13 protein-coding genes are annotated in these 17,682 nt (G+C 53.1%); 6 read left to right on the forward strand and 7 right to left on the reverse strand.

Annotated elements, in window-relative coordinates; all coding sequences use genetic code 11:
• Nucleotides 1-79: 79 nt before the first annotated feature.
• Both K0H79_RS00085 and tusA read right to left on the reverse strand, forming a co-directional pair.
• On the reverse strand, nt 80-3,268 hold the full coding sequence (locus tag K0H79_RS00085; RefSeq protein WP_220076920.1) for an amidohydrolase family protein: 3,189 nt from the start codon (nt 3,266-3,268) through the stop codon (nt 80-82).
• Nucleotides 3,269-3,411: 143 nt separating this feature from the next.
• Nucleotides 3,412-3,657, reverse strand: a complete 246-nt coding sequence (tusA, locus tag K0H79_RS00090) for a sulfurtransferase TusA (protein WP_220066217.1) — start codon at nt 3,655-3,657, stop codon at nt 3,412-3,414.
• Between the two features lie 241 nt (nt 3,658-3,898).
• On the opposite strand from tusA, the gene K0H79_RS00095 reads away from it, so the two are divergent.
• Nucleotides 3,899-5,971, forward strand: a complete 2,073-nt coding sequence (locus tag K0H79_RS00095) for a methyl-accepting chemotaxis protein (protein ID WP_220076921.1) — start codon at nt 3,899-3,901, stop codon at nt 5,969-5,971.
• A gap of 67 nt (nt 5,972-6,038) precedes the next feature.
• Here K0H79_RS00095 and fadA read toward each other — a convergent pair whose 3' ends face one another.
• Nucleotides 6,039-7,202, reverse strand: coding sequence for an acetyl-CoA C-acyltransferase FadA (fadA, locus tag K0H79_RS00100; RefSeq protein WP_220066219.1), 1,164 nt, complete (start codon nt 7,200-7,202; stop codon nt 6,039-6,041).
• Between the two features lie 19 nt (nt 7,203-7,221).
• Nucleotides 7,222-9,372, reverse strand: coding sequence for a fatty acid oxidation complex subunit alpha FadB (fadB, locus tag K0H79_RS00105; RefSeq protein WP_220076922.1), 2,151 nt, complete (start codon nt 9,370-9,372; stop codon nt 7,222-7,224).
• A gap of 280 nt (nt 9,373-9,652) precedes the next feature.
• On the opposite strand from fadB, the gene pepQ reads away from it, so the two are divergent.
• The 4 genes from pepQ (at nt 9,653) to hemG (K0H79_RS00125) (ending at nt 13,711) form a co-directional block, all read left to right on the forward strand.
• Entirely contained in the window at nt 9,653-10,972 is a 1,320-nt protein-coding gene (gene pepQ / locus K0H79_RS00110; RefSeq protein ID WP_220076923.1) for a Xaa-Pro dipeptidase, read from the forward strand.
• 2 nt (nt 10,973-10,974) lie between these two features.
• Complete coding sequence (locus tag K0H79_RS00115) at nt 10,975-11,595, forward strand: YigZ family protein (protein WP_220076924.1); 621 nt, start codon at nt 10,975-10,977, stop codon at nt 11,593-11,595.
• Between the two features lie 125 nt (nt 11,596-11,720).
• Nucleotides 11,721-13,178, forward strand: coding sequence for a TrkH family potassium uptake protein (locus K0H79_RS00120; RefSeq protein WP_220066223.1), 1,458 nt, complete (start codon nt 11,721-11,723; stop codon nt 13,176-13,178).
• Nucleotides 13,178-13,711, forward strand: coding sequence for a menaquinone-dependent protoporphyrinogen IX dehydrogenase (hemG, locus tag K0H79_RS00125; RefSeq protein WP_220076925.1), 534 nt, complete (start codon nt 13,178-13,180; stop codon nt 13,709-13,711). The genes K0H79_RS00120 and hemG (K0H79_RS00125) overlap by 1 nt, the downstream gene beginning before the upstream one ends.
• Nucleotides 13,712-13,755: 44 nt before the next feature.
• Here the strand turns inward: hemG (K0H79_RS00125) and K0H79_RS00130 are convergent, their stop codons facing one another.
• Complete coding sequence (locus tag K0H79_RS00130) at nt 13,756-14,064, reverse strand: metalloregulator ArsR/SmtB family transcription factor (RefSeq protein WP_011758160.1); 309 nt, start codon at nt 14,062-14,064, stop codon at nt 13,756-13,758.
• Nucleotides 14,065-14,253: 189 nt separating this feature from the next.
• Here K0H79_RS00130 and hemG (K0H79_RS00135) point away from each other — a divergent pair, with 189 nt between their 5' ends.
• On the forward strand, nt 14,254-14,805 hold the full coding sequence (hemG, locus tag K0H79_RS00135) for a menaquinone-dependent protoporphyrinogen IX dehydrogenase (RefSeq protein ID WP_220076926.1): 552 nt from the start codon (nt 14,254-14,256) through the stop codon (nt 14,803-14,805).
• A 5-nt stretch (nt 14,806-14,810) separates the two neighbouring features.
• Here hemG (K0H79_RS00135) and K0H79_RS00140 read toward each other — a convergent pair whose 3' ends face one another.
• Both K0H79_RS00140 and trkA read right to left on the reverse strand, forming a co-directional pair.
• Entirely contained in the window at nt 14,811-16,253 is a 1,443-nt protein-coding gene (locus K0H79_RS00140) for a TrkH family potassium uptake protein (RefSeq protein WP_220076927.1), read from the reverse strand.
• Nucleotides 16,254-16,255: 2 nt separating this feature from the next.
• Nucleotides 16,256-17,665 carry a Trk system potassium transporter TrkA gene (gene trkA, locus K0H79_RS00145; protein ID WP_011758163.1) on the reverse strand — a complete coding sequence of 470 codons (1,410 nt, stop codon included), beginning with the start codon at nt 17,663-17,665 and terminating at the stop codon, nt 16,256-16,258.
• Nucleotides 17,666-17,682: the final 17 nt, after the last annotated feature.

Consider the following 17,682-nt stretch of genomic DNA (forward strand, 5'->3'; position numbering starts at 1 on the left):
TAAAAAGGTGTTCCACGTGGAACACCTTTTTCGTTTTCAGAAATCATCTCCTGAGAGGAGATGATTTTGCGAACACCGGTTAGATTTCTTCGAAGAAGAAAGGCTGACGCTGGCGCTTGTCACCGTTAAGCTGATTCATGGATTCGGCATCATAGAGTTTGCCGTTAACCATGGTGTGGGTCACTTTATCGGTTACACGGATATCGGCCAGTGGGTCTCCATCGATAACGATGAGGTCAGCCAGCTTACCTTCACTGATTGAACCTAATTGATGATCCATGGCAAAGGTCTTGGCTGGGTAGATGGTCGCCGTCTTCAGCACTTCCATGTTGCTCATACCGCCTTGGGCAAACATCCACATTTCCCAGTGCGCTGCCAAGCCTTCACGCTGACCGTGAGCACCTATGTTGGGATGTACGCCAACATTGTTCAGCTCGTTGGCGACACGGGCGACATTGAAGTGGTTGTAATGGCCTTCTGGTGCCGTGGGGCGACGCATTGAGCGAGCCTTGAGCAGATCCCCCGGTACGAACTTGGACAAACGTGGGTGAGCCCATACATCTGTCTTATCGTACCAATAGTTTTCACCTGAAATACCACCATAGGCAACGACGAGTGTTGGGGTATAGCTAACCTTGGTCTGGCCCCAAAACTGCTTAATGTCGTTGTAGATGGCACCCGCTGGCAGAGAGTGTTCTACAGTAGTGTGGCCATCGGCAATCATGGTGAGGTTATGTTGCAGCAAACTGCCGCCCTCAGGCACAACCATCATTTCCAATTCGCGTGCGGCGGCAATCACCTGCTGACGCTGGTTGCGGCGCGGTTGGTTGTAGCTCTTAACGCTGAACGCGCCAACTTTCTTCAGGCGTTCCAAGTGGAACTTTGCATCATCAACAGAATCGATATGGCTGGTGTAACCGGGCAGGTTAGCGCCGTAAAGAATAGTGCCGGTTGAGAAGATACGCGGGCCAACAATCTTACCGGCCTTCTGCTGCTCGGACGCGGCAAAAATTTCAGTAGTATCGTTTGATGGGTCATGGATGCTGGTTACACCAAGTGACAGGCCCGCATAAAGATTCCAGTTCTGCTGAGGAATGATTTCATCTTCACCTTGAGCACCGTGTGCGTGGGCATCAAACAGACCCGGCATAATCGTCTTGCCACTGATATCGATAACTTCAGCCGATGCAGGGATGGTTACTGCATCTTTACTGCCTACAGCTGAAATTTTGTTATCTGTTACTATCACCACACCATTGTCGATCACCTGGTCCTTATCCATGGTAATCACTTTGCCGCCGACAAAGGCAATGGTTCCACGTGGAACATCGGCCTTCTGTTCGAAGCTAATATTGGTGATCGTTGGCTGAGGTTTTGATGTTGCATCTGCCTTGGCGCTATAGCTGCTATCGATTGGCATTTGATACAGTTCGGGGCCAAGGGTCCAGTACAGCTGATTGCTCTTGCTGTTCCAGCTTAAGCTTTCACCGGCGCGAACACTCAGCTGCGTAACAGGCAGATTGCTGGCCTTGGGGCCAATCTCAATGGTCTCACCGTGTTTGGCAAAAGGGGTTACCCAAACTTTAAAACGCTCGGCAAAAGCCAGCTGCTCACCATCGGGGGAAATACGGAATTCGGTCGCATGCTTGCTGGTGTAGTGAGTGCGTTTTTCAAAACCATCCAGATTGATAGAGGAGAACTGTGGGGTTTCGCCACTTTCCATAAAGTACACCCGGCCACTATCGGCACCAAACTGTGGCTGGAAGCCCAGCGCGCTGATGCGGGTGTTTTCTTTAGTTTTCAAACTGGCTTTGTAAATACCAGGATCCTTTGACCAGGTCGTCGGGGTGATGTAACCACCGCTGGCTTTGCGGTAAACCAGCAGCTCACCATTGGGCGAGAATACAGGTTCAACATACTTGCCTGGCACCTGAGTTATCTTGGTGGTCTTACGATTACCGAGGCTAATTACCTGTACCGTGCCCTGATCTTTATCGGTCCAGGTGGTAAAGGCCAATTGCTTGCCATCCCGAGACCAGGTCGGGTACAGCTCAGAAATGCCGTCATCCAGTTTGGTTAAACGGCTGACCTTACCTTCAGGTAAGGATTTAATCCAAAGCTTACCCAGTGCCTCATACACCACATGCTTACCGTCAGGTGAAACCTGGGCCATGCGCAGCATTTTTACATCGAAGGTATTGTGATCAAGGTTTTGGGTGTATCGAACTGAGGGTTGCACATCCAGCTGTGTCTTCACGTGGAAGGGCACTTCGGTGATTTTTTTGCTGGATACGTTCAGACGTTGGATCTTGCCCTTGGCCCAAAACAGAATATCGTTACTGTTTTTATCCCAGGCCATGGTGGGGTAAACACCGTGAATAGCCCAGGTTTCCTGCATGTCACGGTCGAGTTCGCCGTACAGCTTTTCTTTCGCGCCCGAAGCCAGGTCCAATGAATAGAGAGTGGATTGGAATCCATCGCGCTTGATAAAGGCGAGCTTTTTGCCATCTGGGCTGGGTGTAGGCCGGATTGCACCACCGGTACCTTCAATCAGCACTTCAATCTCACCGGTTTGGGTGTCATAGCGCTTAATTTTGTAGATACCGGCCACGGAATCTTTGGAATAGTGGAAGGTCTTTCCGGGCGTAGCGTCCTGACTGAAATAGATATAACGGCCATCGGGTGAGTAAGCAGGTTCACCCAGGTCTTTCTGATCATTGGGGCGCTCGGTTAGCTGAACACCTTCACCGCCACTGATGTGATACAGCCAGACTTCACCGGCACCCAGACTGCGACTGGCGGTAAAGTGCTTTCGACCCACCAGATACTGGGAATCAGGGCTCCAGGCTGGGCTGTTAATCAAGCGGAAAGTTTCTTTGGTGACTGCGCGTGGGTTTTTACCATCGGCATCCATTACCCAGAGGTTGTCACCACCGTCCTGATCCGAGGTAAACGCAATGTACTTGCCATCAGGGCTGTAAACTGGCTGCATCTGCCAGGCAATACCACTGGCGAGTACTTCAGCTTCACCACCCTTGGCTGGGATGCGGTAGATGTCACCCAGCAGGTCAAAAACTATGTACTTACCATCCGGGCTCAGGCTCAGGTTCATCCAGGTGCCTTCGTTTACATCGACACTGACTTTTTCCAGCGGAGCATTGGTCGGGGCGTTTACTTGCCAGGTTTCGGCGTCGCCGGCGGCATAGGCTGCAGGAGCAAAAGCCAATGCCACCGCAATCATGGTTGGGTGGAGACGGGTCTTGAACATCTGGGTTTCCTAATCGTTATAGTTATTGAGATAAAGACTGAATAATGCAGGCTAGTCCTTAGCGCACGTCAAGTTGTTATCTCATAAATCCAGGATCAGGAAAACCTCATTTCTGTTTCAAATAATAATCTTCAAGGACTCTACTAGAGGCCCTTTTTAATCAGGTATCGATAGGGTGTTACTGACGTATCACTGGCGACCAGGGTATGGTCCATAAACTCGCAAAAGCTCGGAATGTCGCGAGTGGTGGCAGGATCGTCTGCAATAATCAGCAGGGTTTCACCGTCTGCCATGTGGCGCACTGTTTTGCGTACCATCATCACAGGTTCTGGACAACGCAGTCCCAAAGCATCGAGTTGCTTATCGGCTTCGGCAAAAATATTGGTCATAAGAAATCTTGAAAAGAGAGCAATGGTCATTGGGGCAAATTTTACTCCACTCACTGTGGCAACGCCAAGCCAACACTGGATTATGCGGTATCGCGCAAAGTCGATGTTCCACGTGGAACGACTGACGTTAGTGGGAAAAGATTTTTCAACTTTTCGGACAGTGTTCATAATCTCAGCGATTTGGCACCTAAAACGTTCAATCTCACCCCGTACGCAATTCCATGAATAAGCAAATAACCATTTGATAGTTGCAGACTTAAGTTCGATTGCTAGTGTTGCTCGCCATACAAGCAATACAGATTTCTGCAGACTATGGGGTAGTGATAAGGCAATGTCGTTTAAAAAGGGGATTTGGTATGGGCTGCTGTGCATTGGCTTATTGCCGTTGGTCATTGCAGGGGTAGTATCGGAGCAGCTTGCCGAGCGGGCATTGAAAGCTCAGGTATATAACAAGCTGGAAGCTGTGAGGCAGCTGAAGGAAAACCAGCTGACAGAATACTTTGCCGATAATAGAGCCGATCTTAAGATGCTGGCTGCTGCCATGGTCGACATGGTGAGTTTCAGTGATGGCTCCTCTCTTAGACATATTACCCATGCGCATGAGGACTACTTCACCCAAATGGTGAAGGAATATGGCTACTATGACCTGTTTGTCATTGCACCGGATGGCGACTTGGCTTACAGCCATGCAAAAGAATCCGACTATGGAACGAATCTGGTTTCCGGGCCTTACAAAGACACCAACCTCGCGGATCTCTTCAGGAACATATTAGCAAGCCAAAATATTGAAATGGTTGACTTTATGCCATATACCCCCAGTGGGGGACAACCGGCAGCCTTCATTGGGATGCCGGTTGTTTATCATGGGCGCCTAATCGCCGTGGTAGCGCTTCAGCTCTCGATTGACCGCATCAATCAATTAATGAGTCAAAGAGCCGGTATGGGGGATACGGGAGAAAGCTATCTGGTTGGCAGCGACTTTCGTATGCGCTCGGACTCGCTTCTGGACCCAGTGCGCCGCTCGGTTATTGCCAGTTTTGCCGGTTCAGTGGAAGCGAATGGCATCAACACAGTGGCATCCAGAAAAGGCCTAAACGGTGAAAGCGGCATGGAAGTCATAGCCGACTATCAGGGGAATTTGGTGCTGTCGGCATACCGGCCAATCAGCCCCGATTTGGCAGGCAAAATTCGCTGGGCCTTGATTGTGGAAATCGATGAGGCAGAAGCGCTGGAATCTGTTGTGGCTATTAAAAATAGCCTGTGGATAGTTTTGGGGATTTCTGTGCTGGTGGTGGTTGGTTTTGCTCGGCTGATCCTGCGTTCCGTATTACGTCCTTTAGGGGGCGAACCAGCCGTTATGCAACAAATTTCAGAACGTGTGGCCGGGGGGGACTTGGCCATCGACTTTTGCCATGCCGAGAAGACAGGTGTGTATCTCGCCATGGAAACCATGTCTCACAATCTTCGAGAGCTGGTCTCACGGATTGTGGGTATTACCGAGCAGCTTTCTGCAGCATCAGAACAAACCCGTGTCGCGAGCGAAGAAACCAATCAGAGTCTGTTTCATCAGCAAGCAAATATTGAACGTGTATCGACATCGATAAATGAAATGACGGCCACCATCGCTGACGTGGCACACAATGCTCGACAGGTAGCTGACTCGACTCAGGCGGCGTACGGGTTGTCGCAAATCGCCGACACTCAGGTAAGAAGTAATATAGCTACCATCAATAGCCTGGCTTCTGCGATTACTGAAGCAACCGATGTTATTCGCAACGTGGAGCGGCAAAGCCAGGGAATTAGCAAGGTGCTGGAGGTCATCCGTGGCATCGCAGACCAGACCAATTTGCTCGCCCTGAACGCCGCGATTGAGGCGGCCCGAGCGGGAGAACAGGGGCGTGGTTTTGCCGTTGTGGCTGACGAAGTACGGCAACTGGCACAAAAGACAGCGCAATCGACCCGCGATATCGAAGAGATGATTGCTTTGCTGCAGCAGGGCACACAAAATGCCGTTGGGGTAATGGGGGAAAGTACAGGGCATCTTCAGCAAACGGTCGACAGCGCCGAATGTACCGCCGAAGCCATTCGTAACACTCACATAGAGATAGAGTCTATCGCCGCCAATGCAGAGCAAATTGCTACAGCGGCATCTCAGCAAACGTTGGCGGCCGAGGATATCAGTCAAAGTCTTGCTGTGATAAGCGATGCTGCGGCTGTGAATGCGGCCAGTTCGGAGCAGACGGCTGTTGCCTCCACACAACTCAGTGAGCTTGCCCTGGATTTAAAGAGCATCACTGGCCGCTTTAAAATCTGACGCTGTTTCACGTGAAACAAAAAGCCGACCCAATGGTCGGCTTTTTACTTACTGCGTTTGGGCCGTGTTACACACGTTCAAACACAGTGGCAATGCCTTGGCCCAAACCGATACACATGGTTGCCAGACCCAGAGTAGCGTCCTTATGTTCCATCAGGTTGATAAGGGTTGTGGAGATACGGGCACCGGAGCAGCCCAGTGGGTGACCCAGGGCGATAGCACCACCGTTGAGGTTCACCTTATCGTCCACCACATCCATCAGCCCCAAGTCTTTCACACAAGGCAGAGACTGAGCAGCAAAGGCTTCGTTCAGCTCAATCACATCCATATCCTGAATGCTGAGACCTGCACGGGCCAGTGCCTTTTGAGTGGCAGGCACAGGACCATAACCCATGATGGCGGCGTCACAGCCGGCCACGGCCATGGAACGCACCCGGGCACGAATAGTCAGGCCCAGGGCGCGGGCTTTTTCTTCTTCCATCACCAGCATGGCAGCGGCGCCGTCAGACAGTGCAGAAGAGGTACCTGCGGTTACTGTACCATTGGCTGGGTCGAACACGGGGCGCAGACCGGCCAGGGACTCGAGTGTGGTTTCCGGACGGATAACTTCGTCGTAATCCACCTTGATAAGGGCACCGTTGGCATCGTGGCCTTCGATGGCATAAATCTCGTTGGCAAAGCGGCCTTCAACCGAGGCTGCATGGGCTCGCTGGTGTGAGCGAACGGCAAACTGGTCCTGCATTTCACGGCTGATACCGTGCAGTTTACCCAGCATTTCGGCAGTCAGGCCCATCATGCCAGAGGCCTTGGCCACATTGGCGGCGAGGCCAGGGTGGAAGTCGACACCGTGGTTCATGGGCACATGACCCATGTGCTCAACACCACCAATAATGAAGGTATCACCCATGCCGGTCATGATGGCACGGGATGCCTGATGCAGGGCTTCCATGGAAGAACCGCACAGGCGGTTAACGGTCACGGCACCGGCCGTTTTAGGCACGCCAGCCAACAGTGAGGCGTTGCGGGCTATGTTAAAGCCCTGCTCAAGTGTTTGCTGCACACAGCCCCAGATCACGTCTTCAATGGTGTTTGGGTCAACGCCGGGGTTACGCAGTAACAGGGCTTTCATCAGCTCGGCAGACAGGGTCTCGGCGCGAACATTACGGAATACACCACCCTTGGAACGGCCCATGGGAGTACGGATGCAATCTACGATAACGGCTTGTTTCATTTTGATAATCCTTCCCTAATCAGGCCTTTGGATAGTAGCTGCCATTGTTACTGGCAAGTTCGCGCATGGCGTCGGTAACCTGATACAGGCCGCCCAGGTGGGCATATTTATCGGCCAGTGCCACAAAGTTGGCCACGCCCATGGTATCCAGATAGCGGAATACACCGCCGCGGAATGGAGGGAAGCCAAGGCCATACACCAGACCCATATCGGCTTCGGCCGGGCTGGCAACAATACCTTCTTCGAGGCAGCGTACCGTTTCGATGATCATGGGGATCATGGTGCGGGCAATAATTTCATCGGCGTCGAAGGCTTTCTGAGCACCAAAGGCTTCGGCAAGCATGGTGTAAGAGGCAGGATCCACGTCTTTCTTTGGCTTGCCACGTTTATCGATACTGTACTGGTAGAAACCCTTACCGTTCTTCTGACCGAGGCGACCGGCTTCGTACATCACATCGATGGCATCTTTACCTGACTTGCCCATGCGGTCCGGGAAGCCTTCTGCCATCACGGCCTGAGCATGATGGCCTGTGTCCAGACCAACAACGTCCAGCAGGTAGGCAGGACCCATTGGCCAGCCAAATTGTTTTTCCATCACCTTGTCGATGGCTGCGAAGTCGCCACCATCGGCCAACAGGCCATTGAAGCCGGCAAAGTAAGGGAAGAGTACACGGTTTACGAAGAAGCCCGGGCAGTCGTTTACCACGATGGGGGTTTTGCCCATCTTGCTGGCATAAGCCACCACGGAAGCGACAGTTTCTTCGCTGGTGTCTTTACCGCGAATGACCTCAACCAGCGGCATCTTGTGTACCGGGTTAAAGAAGTGCATGCCGCAGAAGCGGGCAGGGTTTTTGAGGCTCTTGGCCAGTAAATCGATGGAGATGGTAGAGGTGTTGGAAGCAATAATCGCATCCTCGGCCACTACATTTTCCACATCGGCCAGCACCATGGCCTTAACCTTGGGATTTTCCACCACGGCTTCAACAACGACGTTGACGTCTTTGATAGGGGCGTAGTCCAGAGCCGGGGTGATGTTATTGAGCACCTTGGCCATCTTGTCTGGGGTTGAGCGGCCGCGGGCAACCTGAGCACTCAGCAGTTTGGCAGCTTCGTTCAGACCCAAATCCAATGCGGCCTGATTGATGTCTTTCATGACGATAGGGGTGCCTTTGCTGGCGCTTTGGTAGGCAATACCACCACCCATGATTCCGGCGCCCAATACGGCGGCGTGCTTGATGTCCTTCGCCAGTTTGGAGGCCTTTTTCGCCTTGCCTTTTACCAACTGGTCGTTGAGGAAAATACCGATAAGCGCAGTGGCAACATCGGTTTTTGCCAGCTTGATAAAGGCGTTGTGCTCGACGACCAGGGCCTCGGCGCGGCTCATACCGGCTGCTTGTTCAACCACGGACACGGCTGCCATGGGCGCAGGGTAGTGCTTGCCGGCAACGGCATACACCATGCCTTTGGCGGTGGTGAAAGACATCATGGCTTCGAGTTTGGGCAGCGTCAGCGGCGCCTGTTTACGGGCGCGGCGGGCTTGCCAGTCGAGCTTGCCGGCGAGGGCGTCGTTGAGCATCTGAATGGCAGCCGCTTCCAGATTTTCCGGGGCAACTACGGCATCGATTGCACCCACTTTAAGGGCATCTTCGGGGCGCTGATCTTTACCTGTGGTGATCCACTCCAGTGCGTTATCGGCACCAATCAGCCGTGGCAGGCGTACGGTACCGCCAAAACCAGGGATAAGGCCGAGTTTGGTTTCTGGCAGACCTATCTTGGCGCTGGTATCGGCAACACGGAAATCGGTGGCCAGAATCGCTTCACAGCCTCCGCCCAGGGCGAAGCCCTTGATGGCCGACACGGTTGGGAAAGGCAAGTCTTCCAGCTTGTTGAATACTACGTTGGCCTGGGCTATCCACTCCATCAGTTTGGCGTCTTCTTCGGCGAAGAGGGCCAAAAACTCGGTGATGTCGGCGCCAACAATAAAGGTGTCTTTCCCAGAGGTCAGGACAGCGGCCTTGGCATCAGAGTCTTTGAGAACATCGAGTGCGGCATTGAGGGAGGCGAGGGTTTCACGATCGAACTTGTTGACCGAGCCGGGAGCGTTGAAACACAGCCGGGCAATCTTGCCATCGGTCAGTTCGACCTGGATTGTAGGACTTTGGTAGATCATGTGCTTGCTTTCCTTTTGGTCAGGAATCCATCTGGCGACGGACTCTCCTTATCACAGCAAATGCGGCCATCATTTGACCATTTGTTTGCCAGTGTGCGTCCAAAAAACAAAAATTACAACACCCAATTAAAACGATCGTTTAATTGTTTGGCGGCTAGGGCGCTTTTTGGCCTTTGTGATACACTGCACAGCACACAGAATAGTTCGCCAAGACGGTGTTTGGGATGTGGTTTTTCAAAAATTCCGTCAGGTGTCGTACATCGCAGACAGGATAATTCACATGGAAAATTTGGCCCCGCTGTACGTCAATCACATCAATGAACAAAACCGCCGGGTGGCCGATGTGCTGGCCCGTGAGCAACTCGAAGGTCTGGCCATTCATTCGGGCCAATACCACCGTCAGTTTTTGGATGATATTAACTATCCCTTTAAGGCCAATCCGCATTTCAAGGCCTGGCTGCCGGTGTTGGACAATCCCAACTGCTGGATATTAACCAATGGTCGCGATAAGCCTGTGCTGGTGTTTTATCGCCCGGTGGATTTCTGGCATAAGGTCAGTGATGTGCCCGAAAGTTTCTGGACCGAGCATTTCGAGATCAAGCTTCTGACCAAGGCGGAGAAGGTGGCGGATCTGCTGCCAAAAAATCTCGATGCCTGGGCTTACATTGGTGAGCATCTGGACGTGGCCGACGTGCTGGGCTTCAAGAATCGAAATCCCGATGGGGTGATGAACTACTTCCATTGGCACAGAAGCTTCAAGACCGACTATGAGCTGGCCTGTATGCGTGAAGCCAACCGCATCGCTGTGATAGGCCACAACGCCGCGCGGGAGGCCTTCTATAAGGGCGCCAGCGAGTTTGAAATACAGCAGCAATATTTGTCAGCCATCGGCCAGGGTGAGAACGACGTGCCTTACGGCAACATCATTGCCCTGAATCAGAATGCGGCCATCCTGCATTACACTGCGCTGGAACACGGGGCTCCGGCGAACCGGCATTCGTTTTTAATTGACGCCGGCGCCTCTTTTAATGGCTATGCCGCAGACATTACCCGCACCTATGCCTTTGAAAAAAATGTGTTTGATGAACTTATTAAGGCAATGGACAAGATGCAGCGTGAGCTGGTGGACATGATGCGCCCCGGCGTGCGTTTTACTGAGCTGCATCTGGCTACCCATCACAAGTTGGCGCAACTGCTGCTGGAGTTTGGTATCGCCAAGGGGGATGCCAGCGACTTGGTGGAGCAGGGGGTGACCAGCGCATTCTTCCCCCATGGGCTTGGCCATATGCTGGGCTTGCAGGTGCATGATGTGGCCGGGTTTGCACACGATGAGCGCGGCACCCATTTGGCGGCACCGGAGCGCCATCCCTTCCTGCGCTGTACCCGTATTCTCGCGCCACGCCATGTGCTGACCATAGAGCCCGGCTTTTACATCATCGACAGTTTGTTGGCCGAACTGAAGGCCGATGGCCGGGCAGAAGCCGTGAACTGGGACATGGTTGATACCCTGCGCCCCTTCGGCGGGATACGTATCGAGGATAACGTGATTGTGCATCAGGAACGCAACGAGAACATGACCCGGGATCTGGGGCTTAACTGACAGTGGCCGAGAAGTACCTCATTCCAGCAGGTGAGCTGGTATTTGAAGAAGAAATCAAAGCCAGCCGATTTATTACCCTGCTGGACCACTGCGACTCAGAAGCAAAACTGAAGTCAGTACTCACTGACGTGAAAATGCGCTACCCGGGTGCCAGTCATTATTGTTGGGCCTATGTCGCCGCAGCACCTGACAACAGTGTTGCCATGGGATCAAGTGACGATGGTGAACCCGCCGGCAGTGCCGGCAGGCCCATGTTGGCTACTTTGCAAGGCTCAGGGCTGGGTGAAGTGATGGCCATTGTTGTGCGCTATTACGGCGGTACCAAGTTGGGTGTGGGCGGCTTGGTGCGGGCCTATACCTCGGGTATCAAAAAGGCGTTAACCACCCTGGAAACCCGCTTAAAGGAACTTAAGTATCCCTCGTCTCTCCGCTGTGATTATGCCCAGCTTGCGGATATCGAATACCTGCTTGGCAAGTACGGCGCCGATATAAGCCGTCGGGACTTTTCCGGTGCTGTAAACCTTGAGTTTGTTTTGGCAAAAGACAAGCTCACGCCCCTCAATCAGGATTTGGCGACCCTTAGCGCCGGGCAAATTCAGGTGGCATTTACTGAAACCGAATAAAATGCCCGCATCAAATGCGATTATATTTTGATGACCGTGAATGAGTGCCTGTAACGGGGAATTGTGCGACAATCCCCCAATTACTCAAAAAGCGCCCGGCATCAAGGGAATACCAGAACCGCCCCATGCAATACAGAACAATAATAAGGATCACCGGCCTGTTGATGGGGTTGTTTTCCATCACCATGTTGCCACCGGCGCTGGTCGCTATCTATTACAAAGATGGCGGTGGTACTGCATTTATTCAGGCCTTTGTGGTGAGCCTGATCCTGGGCTTTATTTTTTGGTATCCCAATCGCAAGCATAAGTCGGAGCTGCGCACCCGAGAAGGTTTCTTGATAGTGGTGCTGTTCTGGACAGTACTGGGGTCTATCGGTGCACTGCCATTTATCTTCTCATCCACGCCGGATTTAAGCTGGACTGACTCCTTCTTTGAGTCGTTTTCAGCGCTCACCACCACAGGGGCGACCGTGATTGTGGGGCTGGACAGCCTGCCCAAGGCGATTCTGTTTTATCGGCACTTGCTGCAGTGGCTGGGTGGAATGGGGATCATCGTGCTCGCCGTAGCCATCTTGCCGGTGCTTGGTATTGGTGGCATGCAGCTGTACCGCGCCGAAATTCCCGGCCCGGTGAAAGACAGCAAGATGACCCCACGCATCGCTGAGACAGCCAAGGCGCTTTGGTACATTTACCTGCTGCTGACCATAGCCTGTGCCACTGCCTACTGGGCTGCCGGTATGTCGGTATTCGATGCGATTTGCCACTCGTTTTCCACTATCGCCATCGGTGGCTTCTCTACCCATGATGCCAGTATGGGGTATTTCGATAGCCCGGCCATCAATATGATTTGCGTCGTGTTTTTGATCATTGCCGCAGTGAATTTCAGTGTGCACTTTGCCGCCATTAGCCGCAGAGGCATTAACCTCAGGGTGTATTTCCGAGACACCGAATTCAAGATTTTGGTCGCTATTCAGCTACTCTTGACTGCCATCTGTTTTGCGACGCTTTACCATTCAGGGATTTACGACTCACCGGAAGAAACCTTCGATTATGCACTGTTTCAGGCGGTGTCTATTTCCACTACCGCGGGCTTCGGCACCGAGAGCTTCCACCTGTGGCCGCTGTTTTTACCCATGCTGCTGATTTTCTCCAGTTTTATTGGCGGCTGTGGTGGCTCTACTGCAGGCGGTATCAAGGTTATCCGGGTCGTACTTCTGCTACTGCAGGGTAGCCGTGAGTTGAAACGCCTTATCCACCCCAGAGCCATGTTTTCTATCCGTATCGGTAAAACCGCGCTGCCGGACCGGGTCGTGGATGCTGTGTGGGGTTTCTTCTCGGCGTACGCCCTGGTGTTCGTTATCTGTATGCTGATTTTGATGGCCATGGGACTGGATGACATTACCGCTTTCAGTGCCACGGCGGCCTGCCTGAATAACCTGGGCCCGGGGCTTGGCGAAGTGGCCAGTAACTATGCCAGCATAGGCGATGGTGCCAAGTGGGTACTGGTGGTGGCCATGCTGTTTGGCCGGTTGGAAATTTTTACTCTGTTGGTGCTCTTTACCCCCACTTTCTGGAGAACCTGATGACCCATACTCTGATCCTCTATTCCACAGTCGATGGCCAGACCCGCAAGATTTGTGAGCGTATCAAGGCGCGCTGTGAGGCGGCCGGAGAGCAGGTCACAATGGCGGATATCGCAGAGGCAGATGTCCTGCTTGCGGCGGCGGATAAGGTATTGGTGGGGGCCAGCATACGCTATGGCAAACACAGGCCGACACTGTTTGAGTTTGCCGCCAGGCATGGGGCTGCACTTGGCAGTAAGATAAACGGATTTTTCACCGTGAACGTGGTTGCCCGCAAGAGTGAAAAAAATACCCCAGAGACCAACCCCTATATGCAAAAGTTTTTGCAGCTGTCCCAATGGCAGCCACAGCAGTTGGGGGTATTTGCCGGTAAGATTGATTATCCCCGCTACGGCCTGTTTGACCGTACCATGATCCGCTTCATCATGTGGATCACCAAGGGCCCCACAGATATCAAGGGCACCTTCGAGTTTACCGACTGGGACAAGGTGGATGACTTTGCCGACACTTTTGCCGCCCGCAAAGCACCATAAAACCAAAGCACCTTAAAACCAAAGCACCTTAAAACCAAAGTACTTTAAACGCTGCAGTAGCGCTGGTGCAGAATTGAGATAATTTCAGTGACCTGTTCGTTCTTGAGCTTGTAGTAGACCAGCTGCGAGCTCTTGCGGGTATCCACCAGATCTTCAGCCCTGAGCACGGCCAGATGCTGAGACAGCGCAGATTGGCTCAAGGGGACGATTTCATTGAGCTCGGTAACACTCATTTCATTGTCCAGCAGCAGACACAGGATCATCAGCCGATAAGGATTGGCAATGGCTTTGAGCCACTTGGCTGCGGATTCTGCGTTACCTACCATGGCATTTACATCAATATTCGGTTGCATTTACGGCTCTCAGCGACACTTTTGATTAGATGATTCTAATTGAGTGTCGCTGCCAAGGCAATTTCCTGCGCCATAAGTGTGACCCCTTTGGCAATTGCGTATTTATGATGCCCGTTTGTGAGCCAGGAAGGCGACAGCCTGGGGTTGGCTTGCCACAATGGTGCCATTGCCCAACCTGGAGCCAGAGAAATGTCACAGACTCAGCAGCGTCAACATTTGCTTATTTATTTCTCCCGCGGTGGTCACACCCGAAAGATTTCTGAGGCGATTGCGGCCCGGCTTGAAGCCTGTGGGCATGGTTGTACTTTGATGTCGGTAAGCGATGCGCTGCAAAATCCGCCGGAATGGGACGCTTTTGAGGTGGTCGCACTGGGGGCCTGTGTCCTCTATGGCTCGTATGACAAGTCAGTGTTTGAGTTGGTCGACCGATTTGGTGGGGTGCTCAGCAGCAAGGTATCCAGCTTTTATTGCGTCAACGTGGTGGCTCGTAATCCGGAAAAACGCATCCCGGAAAACAACAAGTATTTGCAGAAGTTTCTCGCCTTATCGCCCTGGCAGCCTGGGGATTTGAAAATCATTGCGGGGAAGGTGGATTATCCCGCCTGGCCCTGGTACGACGCTTTGATGATCCGTCTTATCATGAAGATGACCAACGGCCCGACCGACCCCAAGGCGGTGATAGACTACACCGACTGGAAGGATGTCGACGCCTATGCCGACCATTTGGCAACGCTGAGTTGAGCTTGTCAGTAGTGCCAGAATTTGGGGTGGAAGAGCACGGCAACCGTGAGGATCTCCAGCCGCCCCAATAACATACCCAATGACAGAGCCCATTTGGCACTCTCTGGCAGGCTGGCAAAGTTGCCCGCCGGGCCTATCACCGGGCCAAGCCCCGGCCCCACATTGGTAACCGCTGTGATGGCGCCGGTGAGGCTCGACATGGGGTCGACACCCACGGCCACCAAAAACACCGCCAGCGCTACCGTCACCCCCATAAACAGCAGGATAAAGGTCACCAGTGAGCGAATGATGTCTTCGCTGATGGGGCGATTGTTGTAACGCTCGCGGAAAATCCCTGCAGGATGAATTTGCTGCTTTAACTGCTCGCGCATGATGGCGCCGGCAATTTGAAACCGGAAGATTTTTATCCCGCCAGAGGTGGAGCCGGAGCAGGCACCCACAAACATCAAAAATAAAAACGCCACATTGGCCAGCGGTCCCCAACTGCCATAATCGGTCAGGCCATAGCCGGTGGTCGTCACTACAGAGACCACGTTAAAGCTGGTCAGGCGCAGGGCATCGATAAAGGCGAGGTCTTTCACATCGGCAAGCCAGACGCCAAGGGTGACACTGACCAAAGCCACAAACAGCAAAAAACCTTTCACCTGCGCATCATTCCATACCTTCAGACTGCGGCCCCGCAGCATCTGCACGAAGATAAGCAAAGGCAATCCGCCCGCCAGCATAAAGCTGGTGCCTACCCAGTGGGCTGCCGGGCTGAAATGCGCCATGGACTCGTCTGATGTTGAGTAGCCACCGGTGGAGAGGGTGGTCATGGCGTGGTTGATAGCCTCAAACCAGTCCATGCCAGCGAGATGGTATCCCAGGCCGCACAGTATGGTCAGCAGTATGTATACAAGGAATAAATTCTTGGCCATGTCCTGGGTACGCGGCGTGGACTTGTCGCTCCAGTCCGACGACTCGGTGCGAAACAGCCGCATGCCACCTACGTTGAGGAACGGCAGGACGGCCACCGCCATCACGATAAAGCCAATTCCCCCCAGCCATTGCAGTAATGAGCGCCAAATCAGGATACTGCGGTCCATGTTATCCAGGCCCGACAACACGGTGGAACCCGTGGTGGTGATACCAGACATGGTTTCGAAGAAGGCATCTGTGTAGTTGATGCCGTGGTAGAGGGTAAAGGGCATGGCCGCAAACAGGCTGACCACCAACCAGGTGATACTGGTCAGCAAAAACATGTCGCGAATGTTGAGTTTGATATTTTTCTGCTGGCCGCTGCTGATACAGAAACTGGCGGCTGCCCCGGTCACCAGAGAGGAAATCATAAAGGCGCCGGAGGTCTCATCCCCATGCAATAAGGCAAACAGCAGGGGGATGAGCATAAAGCCCGCCAACATCGACAAAAACGTGCCGAGGATAAAGAGCAGCGGCCTTAGGTTCAGCATGGTTAGAAGAAGAAAGCGCTGGGTTGGAACAGCCGTTCGACCTCGCCGATAAATTTCTTGTTTACCAGGAAGAGGATCACATGGTCGCCCTGTTCGATAACGGTTTTATCGTGGGCCATCAGAACTTCGTCATTACGGACAATGGCGCCAATGGTGGTGCCCGGCGGCAAGCGGATTTCGCCGATTTGTTTACCCACTACCTTGGATGTGCTGGGGTCGCCGTGGGCAATCGCCTCGATAGCCTCGGCGGCGCCGCGGCGCAGTGAGTATACGTTACAGATATCGCCCTGGCGAATATGGGTCAGTAATGCAGAAATGGTGGCTTGCTGCGGCGAAATGGCGATATCGATATTGGCTTCCTGGACAATATCCACATAGGCTTCACGCTGGATCAGTACCATGACTTTTTTGGCGCCCATGCGTTTTGCCAGCAGCGCCGACATGATGTTGGCCTCATCGTCGTTGGTGACTGCAATAAAGACATCGGTCTGATCGATGTGCTCTTCGAGCAGCAGCTCCTGATCCGAGGCATCGCCGCAAAAAACCGTGGTATTTTGCAGCTTTTCTGACAGGGCCTCGGCACGCTCTGCCTTGTGCTCAATCAGTTTTACCGAGTGATTGCGCTCCAGCTTTTTTGCCAGACCCAGGCCGATATTCCCGCCACCGGCAATCATGATGTTGCGATAGCTGTTATCGAGCTTTTGCATTTCACTCATCACGGCGCGGATATGACGACTGTCGGCCACAAAGAAGACTTCGTCGTCGGCTTCGATAATGGTGGTACCCCGGGGCATGATGGGCCGACCCTGGCGGAAAATGGCCGCGACCCGGGTATCAATATTGGGCATGTGTTCCCGCAGTGCAGCAAGGGCATTCCCCACCAGTGGACCACCGTAGTAAGCCCTCACTGCCACCAGGCTCAGCTTGCCTTCGGCAAACTCCAGTACCTGCAGGGCTCCCGGATATTCAACCAATCGCTGAATATAAGAGGTAACCAATTGCTCCGGAGCTATCAGCTCGTCAATGACAAAGCCGCCGCGAGTGCGGTTGTCGGAGTTTTTGGTTTCACTGTCGATAAACAGCCGCTCCTGCATGTGCAGGTACTGTTCAGACCGGATACGGGCAATTTTGGTGGGGGTGCCAAACAGGGTGTAGGCAATTTGGCAGGCTGACATATTGCATTCGTCGCTGTTGGTTACGGCAATCAGCATGTCGGCATCTTCGGCGCCGGCCTCGCGCAGCACGTCCGGGTGAGCACCATGGCCGACGACTACCCGTAAGTCGTACTTGTCCTGCAGGCTGCGCAGCTTGTTTTTATCGCTGTCGACTATGGTGATGTCGTTGTTTTCACCCACCAGGTTTTCTGCCAGGGTTCCCCCGACTTGACCTGCGCCCAAGATGATAATTTTCATGGCGTTTGCCTAAATCC

Source organism: Shewanella sp. FJAT-52076 (assembly GCF_019457455.1).
GTDB classification, from domain to species: domain Bacteria; phylum Pseudomonadota; class Gammaproteobacteria; order Enterobacterales; family Shewanellaceae; genus Shewanella; species Shewanella zhangzhouensis.

What these genes read in the sequence shown, in the direction of transcription:
- K0H79_RS00085 (WP_220076920.1), bottom strand. Translation starts at nt 3,268, where the DNA reads ATGTTCAAGACCCGTCTCCACCCAACCATGATTGCGGTGGCATTGGCT.
- tusA (WP_220066217.1), bottom strand. Translation starts at nt 3,657, where the DNA reads ATGACCAATATTTTTGCCGAAGCCGATAAGCAACTCGATGCTTTGGGA.
- fadA (WP_220066219.1), bottom strand. Translation starts at nt 7,202, where the DNA reads ATGAAACAAGCCGTTATCGTAGATTGCATCCGTACTCCCATGGGCCGT.
- fadB (WP_220076922.1), bottom strand. Translation starts at nt 9,372, where the DNA reads ATGATCTACCAAAGTCCTACAATCCAGGTCGAACTGACCGATGGCAAG.
- pepQ (WP_220076923.1), top strand. Translation starts at nt 9,653, where the DNA reads ATGGAAAATTTGGCCCCGCTGTACGTCAATCACATCAATGAACAAAAC.
- K0H79_RS00120 (WP_220066223.1), top strand. Translation starts at nt 11,721, where the DNA reads ATGCAATACAGAACAATAATAAGGATCACCGGCCTGTTGATGGGGTTG.
- hemG (WP_220076925.1), top strand. Translation starts at nt 13,178, where the DNA reads ATGACCCATACTCTGATCCTCTATTCCACAGTCGATGGCCAGACCCGC.
- K0H79_RS00130 (WP_011758160.1), bottom strand. Translation starts at nt 14,064, where the DNA reads ATGCAACCGAATATTGATGTAAATGCCATGGTAGGTAACGCAGAATCC.
- hemG (WP_220076926.1), top strand. Translation starts at nt 14,254, where the DNA reads ATGTCACAGACTCAGCAGCGTCAACATTTGCTTATTTATTTCTCCCGC.
- K0H79_RS00140 (WP_220076927.1), bottom strand. Translation starts at nt 16,253, where the DNA reads ATGCTGAACCTAAGGCCGCTGCTCTTTATCCTCGGCACGTTTTTGTCG.
- trkA (WP_011758163.1), bottom strand. Translation starts at nt 17,665, where the DNA reads ATGAAAATTATCATCTTGGGCGCAGGTCAAGTCGGGGGAACCCTGGCA.